The 15,957-nt window shown below is 43.0% G+C and carries 15 protein-coding genes and 1 other RNA gene; 12 read left to right on the plus strand and 4 right to left on the minus strand.

What is annotated here, in order from left to right; translation table 11 throughout:
• Positions 1-7: 7 nt before the first annotated feature.
• Positions 8-1,246 (minus strand): DUF1329 domain-containing protein, encoded by a 1,239-nt coding sequence (locus Q91_RS02925; protein ID WP_015005391.1) that lies wholly within the window; start codon positions 1,244-1,246, stop codon positions 8-10.
• A 252-nt stretch (positions 1,247-1,498) separates the two neighbouring features.
• Here Q91_RS02925 and rnpB point away from each other — a divergent pair.
• The 6 genes from rnpB to Q91_RS02950 all read left to right on the plus strand — a co-directional run bounded on the left by rnpB (position 1,499) and on the right by Q91_RS02950 (position 8,697).
• An RNA gene (gene rnpB / locus Q91_RS11445) (RNase P RNA component class A) lies at positions 1,499-1,860 on the plus strand.
• A 141-nt stretch (positions 1,861-2,001) separates the two neighbouring features.
• Positions 2,002-2,634 (plus strand): TetR/AcrR family transcriptional regulator, encoded by a 633-nt coding sequence (locus Q91_RS02930; RefSeq protein ID WP_015005392.1) that lies wholly within the window; start codon positions 2,002-2,004, stop codon positions 2,632-2,634.
• Positions 2,631-3,719: an efflux RND transporter periplasmic adaptor subunit gene (locus tag Q91_RS02935; RefSeq protein ID WP_015005393.1), complete on the plus strand. Its 1,089-nt coding sequence runs from the start codon at positions 2,631-2,633 to the stop codon at positions 3,717-3,719. Before Q91_RS02930 ends, Q91_RS02935 begins: the two co-directional genes overlap by 4 nt.
• The gene (locus Q91_RS02940; RefSeq protein ID WP_041230481.1) at positions 3,712-6,987 is read left to right on the plus strand and encodes an efflux RND transporter permease subunit; all 3,276 of its coding nucleotides are present in this window, start codon (positions 3,712-3,714) and stop codon (positions 6,985-6,987) included. Before Q91_RS02935 ends, Q91_RS02940 begins: the two co-directional genes overlap by 8 nt.
• Positions 6,987-8,276, plus strand: a complete 1,290-nt coding sequence (locus Q91_RS02945; RefSeq protein ID WP_015005395.1) for a TolC family protein — start codon at positions 6,987-6,989, stop codon at positions 8,274-8,276. The genes Q91_RS02940 and Q91_RS02945 overlap by 1 nt, the downstream gene beginning before the upstream one ends.
• A 37-nt stretch (positions 8,277-8,313) precedes the next feature.
• On the plus strand, positions 8,314-8,697 hold the full coding sequence (locus Q91_RS02950; RefSeq protein WP_015005396.1) for a DUF2721 domain-containing protein: 384 nt from the start codon (positions 8,314-8,316) through the stop codon (positions 8,695-8,697).
• Between the two features lie 29 nt (positions 8,698-8,726).
• On the opposite strand, the gene can is transcribed toward Q91_RS02950, so the two are convergent.
• Entirely contained in the window at positions 8,727-9,329 is a 603-nt protein-coding gene (gene can, locus Q91_RS02955) for a carbonate dehydratase (RefSeq protein ID WP_015005397.1), read from the minus strand.
• Between the two features lie 159 nt (positions 9,330-9,488).
• Here can and Q91_RS02960 point away from each other — a divergent pair, with 159 nt between their 5' ends.
• Genes Q91_RS02960 through Q91_RS02975 form a run of 4 tightly spaced genes read left to right on the plus strand, consistent with a single transcriptional unit; the run spans position 9,489 to position 11,366 of the window.
• Positions 9,489-9,698, plus strand: coding sequence for a dodecin (locus Q91_RS02960; protein ID WP_015005398.1), 210 nt, complete (start codon positions 9,489-9,491; stop codon positions 9,696-9,698).
• Positions 9,699-9,718: 20 nt separating this feature from the next.
• The gene (locus tag Q91_RS02965; protein ID WP_015005399.1) at positions 9,719-10,666 is read left to right on the plus strand and encodes a DnaJ C-terminal domain-containing protein; all 948 of its coding nucleotides are present in this window, start codon (positions 9,719-9,721) and stop codon (positions 10,664-10,666) included.
• A gap of 5 nt (positions 10,667-10,671) precedes the next feature.
• Positions 10,672-10,986, plus strand: coding sequence for a chaperone modulator CbpM (locus Q91_RS02970; protein WP_020932907.1), 315 nt, complete (start codon positions 10,672-10,674; stop codon positions 10,984-10,986).
• On the plus strand, positions 10,983-11,366 hold the full coding sequence (locus Q91_RS02975) for a thiol-disulfide oxidoreductase DCC family protein (RefSeq protein WP_015005401.1): 384 nt from the start codon (positions 10,983-10,985) through the stop codon (positions 11,364-11,366). Before Q91_RS02970 ends, Q91_RS02975 begins: the two co-directional genes overlap by 4 nt.
• Positions 11,367-11,431: 65 nt before the next feature.
• Here Q91_RS02975 and Q91_RS02980 read toward each other — a convergent pair whose 3' ends face one another.
• Entirely contained in the window at positions 11,432-11,908 is a 477-nt protein-coding gene (locus Q91_RS02980) for an NYN domain-containing protein (RefSeq protein ID WP_015005402.1), read from the minus strand.
• Positions 11,909-12,161: 253 nt separating this feature from the next.
• Entirely contained in the window at positions 12,162-12,668 is a 507-nt protein-coding gene (locus tag Q91_RS02985) for an arylesterase (RefSeq protein ID WP_015005403.1), read from the minus strand.
• A gap of 100 nt (positions 12,669-12,768) precedes the next feature.
• Between Q91_RS02985 and Q91_RS02990 the strand changes: the two genes are divergently transcribed.
• Both Q91_RS02990 and Q91_RS02995 read left to right on the plus strand, forming a co-directional pair.
• On the plus strand, positions 12,769-13,446 hold the full coding sequence (locus Q91_RS02990; protein WP_016389760.1) for an ABC transporter ATP-binding protein: 678 nt from the start codon (positions 12,769-12,771) through the stop codon (positions 13,444-13,446).
• Positions 13,443-15,923 carry an ABC transporter permease gene (locus Q91_RS02995; RefSeq protein WP_015005405.1) on the plus strand — a complete coding sequence of 827 codons (2,481 nt, stop codon included), beginning with the start codon at positions 13,443-13,445 and terminating at the stop codon, positions 15,921-15,923. The genes Q91_RS02990 and Q91_RS02995 overlap by 4 nt, the downstream gene beginning before the upstream one ends.
• Positions 15,924-15,957 lie beyond the last annotated feature (34 nt).

The following is a 15,957-nucleotide window of genomic DNA, read 5'->3' on the forward strand; positions in this document are numbered from 1 at the left end:
AAAAAATTTATTTCCCTCGGCTGCGTAAAGACTGAACGGTGAAGTCCTTTAGTTTGACAGACGGGTCGTTGATTTTAGTTTTCATTTTGAGTGTCGTGCAGTGTCTAGCAGTAATATCAATCATTGAAATTAGTGTTGGAATTGCCACCCCTGAACCTTTGTTTTGCTCAAGGTGCTCGTCAGGGTGAGAAAAGGCACTAATACCTATACGCCAAATTTGACTGTTTCTATCATAATGGCGCCCGGCAATTGGAATATGTGTTTGAGCATCTATATAAAAGATACGTTTAGATAACGGATGATCGGTGAGTTTAGGCTCCGCCTGAAGAATATGAAGCTCTCTTAGTTGCCAAGGTACATTTGGGAAGCAGCCACCTTCTCCATGAAAGGTGCCAAATGTATAGTCATTCGAGCTTTCTGATTCAACATTTTTTATCAACGTACTGTGTTTATATATTGGAGCTAATAATTGCTGAGTTCCTAAGTAGCGCCATGTCATATCATTTATTCGGCCGTTATAACCGAGAAAATCTTCTATCATGATATCGCTGCCTAAAAAAGCATCGGTTGTTTGTCCGGCAGGTAGTCGGCGAACACGCCGCTGAACGGAAAAGTACAACCATGTTCTTTCACGTGCACTATCATCTTCTAATCGATGAACCAGTAATTGAGTGTTTTTTATATCAAAAGGTTCTTTTGCGAGGAGGTAAATACCGTTAAAAATGTCAGCAGGGTTTTTAGGAAGGTTCGGTTTGGGCGGCATCAAAAGTCGGTGTTTATAGCGCATCGTTTTACCGATAAATGAAATACTTCTTTCAACTTTACCAGTTTTCATATTGATATAGTCCCAAATAAAAGGGTCAACAACTGAAGTATCACCACCATAAGAATAACGCATATTCCACGCAAGTTTTAGTCCGGTCAGAGGGTCATCAGTTGTTGGTTGTTCTGGAAAAGGTAAGCCCCCCTGATAATTTATCATTTGACCTGTTTTTGAATCGATTGAGACAGTTCCTTTATTTGCCTCAGTCAACGCTAAAAAAGAGGGGTTCGGGGCCATATCAAACTGTTTGCCAATAGTTATTGAGAATGAGCCTTGTGTTATTAAATCTACAATAGGTTTATCTAAGTAAGGTGTAAACTTTTCAATATTTTGCTGATTAATGAGGTTCCCAGCAATTAGTGACGAATCGGCTTGGGCTGAAATAATGACGCTGCTAAGTAATAAGGTTAATAATAGTTTCATTTGAAAGATTCTTCCCTAAATACGGTTACAAATTTTTGAGTGATAAGTTATGTAGTAATGTTATCTGCCGGTAAAAGATAATTTAATGCATATAAAAAAATATTAGCTAATTCTAATAATTGAATCAATGTAAACTATCAAGAACCTTAATAATAGGTGTTTAAAATGATTTGGTGCATTCTTATTGCTTAACAAGGCTAAATAATAATTAATAAAATTGATCGAAGAGGTATTAGTTTGTACACTGCACGCGGAGTTGGCCAGGCAGTCGCTCTGCGCAAGCAGGGAGGAAAGTCCGGGCTTCATAGGGTAAAGTGCCAGGTAACGCCTGGGGGGCGTGAGCCTACGGATAGTGCAGCAGAAAGGAAACCGCCTAAGTCTACTGGTAGACCGGTAAGGGTGAAACGGTGCGGTAAGAGCGCACCGCGTGTACGGTAACGTATCACGGCGATGGTAAACCCCACTTGAAGCAAGACCAAATAGAGAAGTAGCAACGTAAGTTGCAACGTGTGGCCCACACGGCTTCTGGGTAGGTCGCTCGAGGTGCATAGTGATATGCATCCCAGATGAATGACTGTCCTCGACAGAACCCGGCTTATCGGCCAACTCCACTTACTTTTATAACGATTCTAACGCCTAAAAACAGCTCACTTAAGTGCTAAAGGCATTGTTTTTTCATTGTTTGGCCTATGTTGCGTCGCGGTATTTTATGTAGTAAAATTCGCCTTAACGAACGTTAAGTAACCAGTTGGTAGATGAACGCACAAAGCAAAGAAATAAATACACGCATTAACATACTGGATAAGGCCACACCGTTATTTGCCGCTAAAGGCTATAACGGCGTTTCTATGCGTGAATTATCTAAATTGGTTGGCTTGAGTACCGCCGCAATTTACCATCACTTTCCCGATAAACACGCGCTATATTTTGAAGTGCTGAAACACTCATTTGTTGATAAGGCGACTGCCATAGCAGGCTCTGTTTCAAACACAGGGGCACCGCTAGAGCGACTTGAAAGTTTTATCGAGCGCTTTGCCTTGATGGTTAATGACGATCAAAACGTTAGGGCGTTAGTCATGTGGGAGTTGCTGGATGGGGATGAGGCGAGGTTGAAGTTAGTGGCTGAAGAAGTGCTATTAGAGCCCTTTAAAATGGTTCTAGCCTTGGTTCAGGATATTGCCCCTGAGGCTGACCATTACATGTTAACCGTCTCCAGTATTTGGTTGGTGCTATCGCACTCAGCTACCAGACCTATGTGTCAATACTTACCGGGATGGAAGACATCTTATAGTGACCCAAGTGTTATTTCGTCACACGTTATACAACTATTGAAAAACAATATTAATACCATCAATACAGTGGCCGATGAGAGGGGCCCTAATACATGAGTTTTTTGAAAAAACAATTAACACTTATGCTGTCAATAGGTTTGCTGGTTAACCTATTAGGGTGTTCTGAGCAGCCTAAGGCTGAAAAAGCAGTGAAAGAACCTTGGGCACTGCAAACAGCACAGGTGCAAGTTGAGAGTCTACCAATAGTTTATCGAACAACAGGCTCTATTGTTTCAGATCATCGTGTTGATGTTGCCTCTAGAAGCACGGGCTATATTAAGAAAATCTTGGTGCGTGAAGGTGATTCGGTGACGACCGGACAAACATTAGTGGTATTGGATGGTGCGGATGTTGAAGGTGCTATTCGGCAAGTCACCGCGTTGGTGGATAAAGCAAAATCGGCATTAAAAGATGCGCAAACCGATCTGGAAAGCTTCCAAGCATTATTTGAGCGTGGCAGCGTGTCTGAAAACAAACTCAGAAAAGTACGATTGCAGCGGGATATCGCGCAAGACACATTACGCGAAGCTAAAGCAGCGCTACAAACAACTCAGGCGCAGCGTCAATATACTCAAATTACAAGTCCAGTTAGTGGTGTGGTAGTGGGGCGGCATAAACGTGAAGGAGATTTGGCAGCACCTGCTATACCTTTACTAACAGTTGAGTCAGCTGACGGTTTGTTATTTGAAACGTATATTGGCGAGGGACAGTTAAAAAATATCAGTCGAGGAGAAACTGTTGAGCTGGTTATTGATGCGCTTGATGAATCGCTTCATGGCGTTATTGCTCGAGTTGTTCCATCGGCTGATCCGTTAACGCGTAAATCACAAGTAAAAGTCTCGTTACCGGATAACAGTAAGCTACGGCCAGGGATGTTTGGGCGAGCTCATTTTAAAGTAGGCGTCAAGTCCTCGCCGGTTATTCGTGTTGAGTCCTTGATAAGCAGGGCGGGCTTAACCGGGGTATATATAGTTGACGAACAACAGCGCATTCATTTTCGCTGGCTACGCTTAGGGAAAACAACCCGCGGAAAAATTGAAGTATTAGTCGGTTTAACGGGTGGCGAGCAAATTGTATCAGCCCCGACTGAGCGGTTACGAGAGGGTGACTCTATTCAAGCAAGGGATGTAGTGGGTGAATAATAAGCGATTAAATCCGGCGGGATGGGTTGCCCATGCTTTCGTTACCTCCAAGTTAACCGTGTTATTTATGCTCAGCTGTGTATTGCTGGGTATTATCGCTATTTTGTTAACGCCTCGTGAGGAAAACCCGCAAATTGTGGTGCCGGGCGCCGAAATTTTTGTCAGCATGCCGGGTGCAACACCAAGCGAAATAGAAGAACTGGTGATCAATCCATTAGAAGGCATTATTCGAGAAATACCTGGTGTTGATCATACCTATGCAACCGCACTGAACTCTATGGGTGTGGTGAGTGTTCAGTTTAAAGTAGGGCTTGATAAGGAAGAATCGCTCGTGAAGCTTTACGACCGAGTTCTAGGAAAACAAGACCAATTACCTGCTGATGCTTCAGTTCCTTTAATTAGAAGTGTTGATGTTGATGATGTGCCAATTCTAACGGTTACCCTGGCCTCAGAAAAATATGATGATTATGCTTTAAAACGCCTAGCAGACCATATGGTAGACCGTTTACGTAGTTTGAATGAAGTGTCGGTTGCCTACGTTAAAGGAGGGCGAGACAGGGAGGTTCGGGTCGAACTTGATCCTGAAAGGTTGTTGGGTTTTGGTATTACGCTAGACCAAATGCAGGCAGCATTGCAAGCTGGTAATGTATCGGCCCCAGTTGGCACACAAGCAATTCAAGGAAAGGTCAGTAACCTCTACTTAGATGGGTTTTTAACGTCTGCTGAACAAGTCAAAAAACTAATAATAGGTAGCTTTAATCAACAAGCTATTTACATGGAAGATGTTGCAGACATCATTGATGGTCCTCGAGAAGAACGAGACAAACTTTCACGATTTGCTTATGGCCCAGCAGACCCAAGATTTGGTTCCACCGCTGCGGTAGAGATTCCCGCGGTTTCTATTGCCGTTGCAAAAAAAACCGGGACCAATGCGGTCTTCGTCGCGGATGATGTGCTAGATAGAATCGAGCGGATGAAAAACAGTTTTATTCCCGCCGGAGTAGAGGTCATTATTACGCGTAATGATGGCAAAAAGGCTGATGATGCGGTTAATAATTTAATTGAGCATCTGGGTATCGCTATCATTTCTGTTTTTGTTGTTATTGTGCTTTTTCTTGGGTTTAAAGAAGCGCTCATCGTTGGGATTAGTGTGCCTTTTATTTTGGCATTAACACTGGGTTCTGACTATATATTTGGAATCACCATCAATAGAGTCACCTTGTTCGGTTTAATTCTCTCTTTAGGGTTATTAGTGGATTCTTCAATTGTGGTGATTGAGAATATTCATAGGCATTATAAAAGCTTATGGTTAAAGGATAAGGTGGATGTCACCGTTGAGGCCACTAACGAAATTGGGAACCCAACCAATTTAGCGACGTTTGCCGTTATGTTGGTGTTTGGTTCGTTGGTGGTGGTGACGGACATGGCAGGGCAATATTTTTTCCCCATCGCATTTAATGTGCCAATGGCTATGTTTGCGTCATTACTAGTGGCTTATATTGTTACACCTTGGGCTGCTAACCGTTGGCTTAAACCGGGTGAAGGGGAAGATTTAGAAACGCCCCATGACAATGATAAATTACATCAGTTTTACTACAACATTATTACGCCCTTATTAGCTCGTCGGCGTTATCGCTACATTACAATAGGCGTTATTGTCTTAGCTATTGTGTTATCAATGTTGCAACCAGCTTGGCAATTTATTCGCCCTGCGGGTGTGGGTGGCCCAGTGTCAGCGGGCGGTATTCCTTTAGTCTTTTTGCCGAAGGATAATAAAAACACCTTTAACATTACGATCGACATGCCTGAATTCACGCCGATAGAAGTGACCGATCAGATCACTCGCGAAGTGGGTGCTCTATTGCGTGAGCGTGATAACGTGCTTAATTATCAAAGTTGGGTTGGGCAAACGGGCGTTATTGATTTTAATGGCTTGTTAAAGGGAGCGGGTAATAAAAAAGGTTCATTTGTTGCTGAAGTGAGAGTGAATTTAACGGATAAAAAAACGCGAGATATGAGTTCTATTGATTTAGTTGCTCAGCTGCGTCCTGCAATGGAAAAAATTCAGCAACGTTACCCTGGCAGTGTTATTCAATTAGCAGAAGACTTACCCGGCCCGCCTTTACGGGCGACGGTTTTAGCTGAAATTTATGGTAAAGATCCTGAAAAGCTTCGTGAAATATCAGCCAAGGTGAGCAAGGTGTTTAAAGAGACTTACGGCGTTGTTGAGGTGCATGATTCTGAAGTGGCTGATGTGCCACAGTTTAGAGTGATTGTAGATAAAGAAAAAGCCGCTTTATCGGGTGTTTCAGTAGCGCAGGTTGTACAAGCATTGAGGCAAATGGTCAGTGGGACTGAGATGGGCCGTTTACATATTGCGTCAGAAAAAAAGATTGTGCCAATACGCTTACATATTCCTTATCAATACCAGATAGACCCAACGCTTTTATCGAGTATTTATTTAACGAACAGACAAGGGCAAAGAATACCGCTATCTGAATTGACTCGAGTAGTTAACGATATTCAAGACCGGCCAATTTTGCATAAGGATTATGAGCGCGTGACATTTGTAGGTGCAGAACTGAGCGATACCACACCGGTGTATGCAGTGATGGATATAGAGCAACGATTAGACAATCTGTCATTGGGTGAAGGAGAGGTGTTAACAACGGGTAATTTACAATTACAATCGGTTACCCCTGACACGATTGATGGATACCAATTGCTATGGGATGGCGAGATTCGTTTAACCTTAGATGTTTTTCGCGACATGTTAGGTGCACTTGGTATTGCATTGGTTTTTATCTATCTATTATTGGTCGGTTATTATGCCTCGTTTAAAATACCTCTGATAGCCATGTCGGCTATTCCACTTGGGCTGATTGGTGTGTTTCCTGGGCACTGGATAGTTGGTGAGCCTTTCACCTCAACGTCGATGATTGGAGTAATAGCATTAGCAGGTGTGGTGGTTCGTAACTCATTGTTAATTATTGATTTTGTAGTGGACTATATGAAAAAAGGTATGTCTGCACATGAAGCGGTTAGAGAGGCCGGGGCTGTTCGGTTACGGCCAATTTTATTGACAGCATTGGCGATTGTTTTGGGCTCTGCGGTAATGTTATCTGACCCTGTTTTTGGTGGGCTGGCGATCTCATTAATCTTCGGTACGATTGTGTCAACGGCGTTGACACTGGTTGTGGTGCCGATGTTGCTGTATTCAATGTTAACACGTCAGTCGCTTCATACTGGTTCAACAGGAGAAGACTAATGTTGTTTAAAAAAAACCAACTTTTTGCTCTTGTACTTTTGTTTGGCTGCGTGCTTCCCATGGCTTTAGAAGCAGAAACACTCGAGCAGGCATGGGATATTGCCATCAAGTATGACCATAGTCTTCAAGCGGTGCGTGAAAATACACAAGCTAGTCAATACCAGCTAGAGGCAGCAAAGGCAGCCCGTTTGCCTAATGTCACTGTTGGGGCAGGGTATAGCATGATGGAGAATGACCCAGAAGCAAAAGTAGATTTTGCGGGTGTATCAACACAATTCACATTGGCTGAACGAGAAAGTTATTCGTACAAAGCGATGACGGTATTACCTATTTACACCGGTGGAAAAATTAGTCGTGGTATCGATGCGGCAACCTCTTCGTTAGAAGCTTCAAAAAAGTTTGAGGCGGGTAAAGTGCTAGACTTGAAGCTGAAAGTGGCTGAAGCCTACATCGGGGTGTTGCGATTAAGTAAAGCACTTGAGGTGGCAAATAGTCATGTGCTCAGCCTATCATCGCATAAGGCAGATGTTGAAAACCTATATCAGCAGGGGATGGTATCAAGAAATGATTTATTAGCCGCGAAAGTTGCTTTGGCCGATGCAGTGCAGTCATCTATGCAGGTTGAAAATAGGCTTGATATTAGTCAATCTGCCTACAATCGTTTACTGGGGCGAGATTTTCAAACAGCAGTCTTATTGAAAGAATTAGAGCCGCAAAGAGTAGACCTTTCGTTGGATATGTTATTGGCCCAAGCGATTAAGCAACGTTACGAATTGCGTGTTTTAAAAGAACAAGCCGAGGCACTTAAATCCAAAGCAAAGGCTGTTCGAGCAGGTAATGCGCCACAAGTTGCTTTAACGGGCGGTTATGATTTTCAAGAAAACGAATATCAGGCACATGAGGGTCAATGGTTAGTGGGTGTCGGTGTGAAATGGACGTTGTTCGATGCAGGCCTAATTCGTCATCAATCGTCAGCAATGGCTCGTCAAGCGCGTTCACTTGAAAAACAATATGATGAAGTATTAAGCCTTGTTAAACTGCAAGTAAGGCAATATTGGCTAGACGTACAAGAAACACGTAAACGTCTTGGCGTAACCGAGCAATCTATTGATCAGGCAGAAGAAAACCTAAAGGTTAATCGTGATCGGTATGAGCATGGCTTATCAACCAATACCGATGTGCTTAGTGCCGAAGCACTACGGAAAAACAGCCAGAATAACCATGCAAATGCTGTTTATGATGCGGTCTTAGCAAGCATTAGGTTAAAAAGGGCTATCAGTGATTTATAAGCGCTCTATCAACTTACATAAAGAATTTTAATCAAGTATGGAACTATCGACCCCCGCCTTATTATTTCCCGCTATTTCATTGTTACTACTTGCCTATACGAATCGCTTTTTGGGCTTGGCAAACGTTATCCGCGGTTTACATCAGCAAATTAATGAGACGAATAAGCAGCTTATTGCACGTCAGATTATCAGTTTGCAGTTGCGTATAAAGTTAATCATCTGGATGCAAATTTTGGGGGTACTAAGCATTAGTTTTTGCGTAGCTGCGATGTTCCTATTATTTTTAGCGGCTGGTGATTTCGGTCAATGGGCTTTTACTATCAGTTTAGTACTCATGATGCTGTCGCTGGTTGTTTCACTATACGAGCTGATTATTTCAGGCCATGCACTTAATATAGAACTTGAAGATATCGATTGTTAGCCAATAAAGGGTAGTCAGTAATACGACTGTTACCCGTGAGTGATAGGCGTATTAGTAATATCTTTTAGAATACCGTTCTTAATATTGTAAACCCAGCCGTGTACCGATAAGTCAGCACCACTTTTCCAAGCATTCTTGACGATAGTGGTGTCACAAACATTAGCTACTTGCTCAATCACGTTTAATTCACATAAACGGTGTTCCATTTCTTCCTGATCAGTAATTGCATTTAACTCAGTTGCGTGAAGGCGATGTACATCTTTAATGTGCCCAAGCCAATTATCAATAAGCCCATGGTCGACGTCCTCCAGTGAGGCTTTGATACCGCCGCAACCATAATGGCCGCAAACGATAATATGCTTAACTTTAAGTACTTCAATGGCAAACTGCATAACCGACAAGCAGTTTAGATCACTGTGGATAACCATATTAGCAATGTTACGATGAACAAAGACCTCACCTGGGGCAAGATTCAGTAGCTGATTGGACGGTACTCGGCTATCAGAGCAGCCAATCCAAAGGTACTCGGGTGATTGCAGTTTAGATAAATTTTTAAAAAAGTTTGGGTCTTCGTCTGTAATGGACTGAGCCCACTCTTTATTTTGTTTAAAAAGATGTTCCAGCTTTTTCATATTCATTTGCCACGATGATTTTTAATGGTGATTAAATTTTACATGAATTTGGGTCACTATCTCACCGATCTTTAGGTCAAATGAATCGATTGCTAAATAATTGTCGGTTCCGACTTAAAGGTATATGCTAAAAGTACCAACAAATGATAGGAGGATAAGATGAGTCATCATACCTATAAATATATTGAGCTAACGGGTAGTTCAGAAGTCAGCTCGGACGATGCAATAAAAAATGCCATTGAAGCTGCGGCTAAAACAACCCGTAATATGGATTGGTTTGAAGTAATAGAAACGCGCGGTCACCTAGCCCAAGGGCAAATTAAACATTGGCAAGTAACCGTTAAAATAGGCTTCCGGTTAGAAGACTAAGGAGTAAAGCGGGGTAGCAAATGGATTATAAAGACTATTACACCATTATGGATGTTGCGCGCGATGCGAAACAAGATGAGATAAAACGAGCGTATAGGAAATTAGCGCGTAAATACCACCCTGATGTAAACAAAGCCGAGGATGCAGAAGCCCGTTTTAAAGAGCTTGGTGAAGCCTACGATGTACTAAAAGACCCAGAAAAGCGTGCGGCCTACGATCAGTTGGGAGCTAATTGGAAAGCCGGTCAAGACTTTAACCCACCACCAAATTGGGACGAGGGTTATGAATTTAGTGGTGGTTACAACGATGGCGATGGTGCGGACTATAGTGACTTTTTCGAGTCTTTATTTGGCCAACAGTTTAACCAAGGGCAAGCAGGTCGTCAGCAAGCCGGTTTTAACGCACGAGGGCAAGATCATCATGCCAAAGTAAGCATAGAACTCATGGATGCCTACTATGGTGCAATACATAGTATTACCCTAAACGCCGCTGAATTGGACGCTAACGGGCAAGTAGTCACTAAACAGCGAACCTTAAAGGTAAAAATCCCTAAAGGGGTTAAAAAAGGCCAGCGGATTCGTTTGGCGGGTCAAGGGTCGGCCGGTATAGGCCAAGGCGGCAAAGGTGATTTATACCTAGAAATTGATTTTAAAGCACACCCTTTTTACCGTGTCGATGGGCATGATGTGTACCTGGATTTACCTATTACTCCATGGGAGGCAGCCTTAGGCGCGAGCATTAAAGTACCAACGCCCGATGGGCCGGTCGATATGAAAATACCAGCGGGCACAAAAGGTGGCGGTAAAATGCGATTAAAAGGGCGGGGTATACCTAGCATACCACCGGGTGATTTATACGTAGTGCCACAAATTACCTTGCCAGCAGCGGATACTGAAGAGGCAAAAGCGTTGTACCAGCAAATGGAACAAACTTTAGGTTATAACCCACGTAGTAAATTGGGAGTGTAATGACGATGAACGATAAAATACTTAAAGGGCTCCTGCTAGATGAAGCAACGGTACTGTCTTTAGATGACTTATGCCAAGCGTGTTCAAGCAGTAATGAATGGGTAATTGAATTGGTGCAGGAGGGTATATTGGAACCTCAGGGGCAGCGGCAAACGCAGTGGCAGTTTAGTGCTCGTTGTCTGCAAAAAGCACACGCCGCCATGCGCTTGCAGCGTGACCTAGATATCAATCTATCCGGTATTGCCTTGGCGTTGGATTTACTCGATGAAATTGACAGCCTAAAATCACGCCTATTGCAGTTAGAGCAAGCGGCAAAATGACTAAAGCATCGATCGCTGGTCACGCTCAAATCACCGTTTTTTACGATCAATCTTGCCCCAGCTGCGTTAAAGATCGTGCGTTATTTGAGCGGCTAGCCGGTCAGAGGTCGGCTTTATTTAGTTGGTTTGATATCACCAGCCAAGACCAAGCCTTGCGACAACGTGGGATAGACCCGTTCAAAGCCTTGCGTGAATTACACATAGAAGATACTCATGGGGTTATCCATTCAGAAATGGATGCCTACAGCATTATGATGAAGCAAGTGCCACTATTAATGCCACTGGGTGTGCTTATCTGCTTGCCGGGTATCAAACCCGTACTCAGTTATTTTTACCGACGCATGGTTGATAAGCGTTTGGCTTGCGAAGGCCGCTTATAAGTTGGGTAACCATTTGCAAACAAGTTGAGCCGCTTTGTATTGGTGCTAGGTTAATGGTGAACTCGCTACAGCAACAAATCCTCATCAATCGGGTGAAAAACGCTAGCCGCATCAATCAGAGACTTTGCCGTTAACGCCGGTACACCATAAACTTCCGTTCTTACGCCATACTGCAGGTTTATTTTCTCCAGCAATAGATCAAAATCACCATCACCCGACAGCAAAATTACACGATCCACCTCTTTGGCTGCGTCTAGCACGTCAATTGTAATGCCTACGTCCCAGTCGCCTTTAGCGCTGCCATCAATACGTTGAATAAATGGCTTCAGCTTAACGCTAAAGCCCATGTGTTTAAGTGCCGATTGAAACTTATGCTGGCCATCGTCATCGTCACGCTGGGTGGCATACGCAGTAGCCTGTGTAATCGTGCCTTGCTGACTAATAATTTGCCATAACTTACGGTAATTAAACTGGCGACCATAGGTCTGCCGAGTGGTGTAGTAGATGTTTTGTACATCAACAAAAAGAGCTATTTTATCCATAAGACAGTCTCAGTAGGGCCGGTTTGGTTAAGCTTGAAAATGAGTGCGTTAGGCTAGCATATGTAGTGCTTAAAGCGTGTAAAGGGTTGAAGAAAACAGAAATAGTAAATTATTGGGGAAGGCATTTTTGTCATCAGCTAGTTAATGAAATTTTAGCGCATATGACTCGCGCTTATTTTTTTGATTTAATGGCTTGGCTAAAATACCGACGTGAATAAAGTCTTTTATTACCCCTGAGCGCATCAGGGGTTATTTAATTAGTCTGTAAAATGGGTTCCAAGTGGTCCCAAATCTTTTGTGCAATAATTGGCTGGGCTTTTTCATTTGGATGTAATTGATCGGCTTGCATCATGTCGGGTTCGAGTGCGACATCCTCTAAAATAAATGGCACAAAAGGAACGTCCATTTCTTCGGCCAACTCTGGGTAGTTGTTGTAGAACATTTCGGTGTAGCGTTGCCCATAATTTGATGGAATACGCATGCTAAGCAAGAGGGTTTGCGCACCGTTGGCTTTGATTCGTTTGACGAGTTCTCGTAAATTTTTCTTGATTAAGGTGGGAGGCATCCCACGCAAGCCATCATTTGCACCTAATTCTAATAGAACTATTTCGGGTGTATGTTGTTCTAAGGCTTGGTCAATTCGGGCAAGCCCGCCTGCGGTGGTGTCACCACTAATACTTTTATTTATAAGTGTGTAGGGCTTGTTTTGTTCGTTAAGTGTTTGTTGTAATAGGTTAACCCAGCCTTTTTCTATAGGCATTCCGTAGCCTGCACTTATACTATCGCCCAGGACCACGATGGTCTTAGCGAAAGGTGCGGACGAAAACAATGCAAAAACTAACAGTAAATATATTCTAATCATGTTGAAAACCAGTAATCCTATTATTGAAACAAAAAATCTAAATAAAACTGTACCTGTTGCCGATGGTGACTTGACTATTTTATCAGCCGTAAACTTAACTGTTGATGAAGGAGAAAGTATAGCGATTGTAGGAGCATCTGGCTCAGGTAAATCGACGCTGTTGGGGTTGCTGGCAGGTTTAGATAGCCCAACTGGCGGTACTGTCATACTAAATGGCGAAGAATTAACGGCGTTAGACGAGGATGGTCGAGCGGGTATACGAAATAAGTTGGTGGGATTTGTTTTTCAGTCGTTTCAATTGATGCCGCGTTTGAGTGCCTTAGAAAACGTCATGCTGCCTTTGGAATTACGTGGCGATAAACAAGCAAAAAAAACTGCAACGGCTTTATTGAAACGAGTTGGGTTAGGTCATCGTTTAGAGCATACGCCAATGAAACTATCAGGCGGAGAGCAGCAACGAGTGGCGTTGGCACGTGCTTTTGTGACGAGGCCGGCAATTTTATTTGCTGATGAGCCTACGGGCAATTTAGACAGTAAAACGGGCGATCAGATTATTGAGCTGTTGTTTGAATTAAATCAAGAGCAAAAGACAACGCTGGTGCTAGTGACTCATGATATGGCGTTGGCTTCTCGATGTCAGCGTAGTGTGCATATTGAAGCGGGGCAAGTTATATGAACCGATTGAGTTTAGCCCTTCGTTTGTTAAGCCGAGATTTTCGTAGTGGTGAATTAACATTATTAGCGTTGGCTTTGGTGATTGCTGTGACAAGCTCTACGGCCATTAGTTTATTTGCTGATCGCTTACATCGTACGATGAATTCACAAGCAGCAGAATTTTTGGCGGCTGATTTGGTGGTCAGTAGCTCTGATATCATCCCCAATACATGGTTAGATGAAGCAAAGCGGCTAGGATTAAAGCAAGCAAGAACGACTGAGTTTTCGACGGTCGTCATCGAAAATGATGAGTTGCTGTTGGTGGGGGTAAAGGCGGTTAGTAACGCCTATCCGTTACGAGGGCACTTAAAAACAAGGGCAATGCTTGATGCGGTAGAAACCGTTCATAAGCAAGGGCCAGAGGCTGGTAATGTTTGGGTTGATAGCCGTGTTTTGTCTACCTTAAAACTACAAGTGGGTGATGTTTTAACCGTTGGGGATCAGTCTTTGACGGTCAGTCATGTGCTTAGTTATGAGCCCGATAAGCGGGGTGATATTTATAGTTTATCACCAAGGGTTATGATGAATCAGTTAGACCTACAGGCCACCAATGTTATACAGCCGGGTAGTCGTGTCCATTATTTCTTTCAGTTTAGTGGAGAAGCTAATGCGATTAAACGCTTTAATGCGTGGGTAAAGCCTTTGTTATCGGCTTCACAAAGATTAATGGACGTGCAAGATGACCGGCCCGAACTAGGAAATGCGTTGTCTCGAGCTGAGCGTTATTTGGGGCTCTCGAGTATTTTGGTTATTTTAATTGCTGGTGTTGCTATTGCCATGTCTAGTCGCCGATATAGTGAGCGACATTTTAATTCTACCGCGGTGCTGCGTTGCTTGGGGTGTAAGCAGAATGATATTTTGTTGATATTCCTATATCAGTTTTTTTTAATAGGTGCCGTGGCTTGTTCGGCTGGACTATTATTTGGCTGGTTGACACAAGAAGCACTGTTTCATCTATTGCGTAATTTATTACCCGCTATGGTGTCAGATCCAAGCCTTATTGCTGTGATGTTTGGTTTTATGACGGGGTTTGCCATTTTGATTGGTTTTGCCTTGCCACCTTTGCTAAGACTCAAACGGGTTTCGCCCTTACGGGTTTTACGCCGAGAGCTCGAACCGTTGAATAGTAGCGCCTGGTTGGTTTATGGTTTAGCGCTTACTTTGATTAGTGGGCTTATTTATCGATACACCGATGATTTAATGCTGTTGTTTTCAATAATGGGTGGCGGCTTATTGGCGGTAATTTTTTCAGCAGGCTTGTTGTACGTGCTTTTATTGCAAGGTCGCAAGTTATTACCGCATGTTGGCTTAGCTGGACGCTTGGGTTTGCAAGGCGTGTTAAGAGACCCCAAAGCCAGTGTGACCCAAGTCTTAGCGTTTAGCATCACGATTTTGGCTATGTTACTGAGTTTTACGGTGAGGAATGATTTGTTAACCGATTGGCAACAGCAAATACCTGATGAGGCACCGAATTATTTTGCGATTAATATTTTTCCTGACCAAGTGGCTAACTTCGATAATATATTGAGTCGCCAGGGTGTTCCCGCTGCTAGTTTTCACCCAGTTGTACGTGGACGTTTAGTGGCTATTAATGGAACGCCGGTGCAAAAAATTGTTAGCAAAGACTCCCAAGGAGAGCGTGCAACACATCGTGATTTAAGCCTGACATGGAATAAGGAGCTGCCGCTAGATAATAAAACTCTAGCTGGACAGTGGAGCGGGACGAAAAAAGGCGAAGTGTCTATTGAAAGTAAGTTAGCTGAAAGTTTGCAGGTGAAGCTAGGCGATCAGCTGACCTTTAGTATTGGTAGTGAGCAAATTAACGCCAAAATAACGCACCTGCGGAGCGTGCAATGGGACACGATGAAACCGAATTTTTACATGGTGTTTTCTGAAGAAACCTTGGCTAACTTTCCAACCACATACATCACGAGTTTTTATTTATCAGAAAATAATAAAACGCTCTTAAATGATCTGGTCAGGCAATTTCCAGCGATGACCTTGTTGGAAGTGGATGCCATGTTGAAACAAATAAAACTGATTTTATCGCAACTCACTAGTGCGATTAATTACTTATTATATTTTGCTTTGTTAGCTGGTTTTACCGTACTGCTGTCGTCGATATATTCAACATTGGATACTCGAATTTCAGAAGGTGCTTTGATGCGAACATTGGGTGCTCATCGCAGGCTATTACGCAATGCCCATTTAATTGAGTTTGCTGCAATTGGGGTCATGTCGGGGTTAGTTGCGGTGTTTATTTTCAACTGGGTGTTGTTTGGTTTATATCGCTATGTGCTTCACTTGGATTTTTATTTTAATTGGGTATTGTGTCTTGTAGTACCCATTATTAGTGCTGGCTGCGTTGTCTTGGCTGGTTTCTGGGGTGTTAAAGATGTGGTTAATAAGTCACCTGTGCATATGCTTCGAGGGACGTAAGCAACGTGTATTATTTGTATGAACGATAAAGGTT

It is taken from the genome of Cycloclasticus sp. P1 (genome assembly GCF_000299965.1).
GTDB lineage: Bacteria > Pseudomonadota > Gammaproteobacteria > Methylococcales > Cycloclasticaceae > Cycloclasticus > Cycloclasticus pugetii.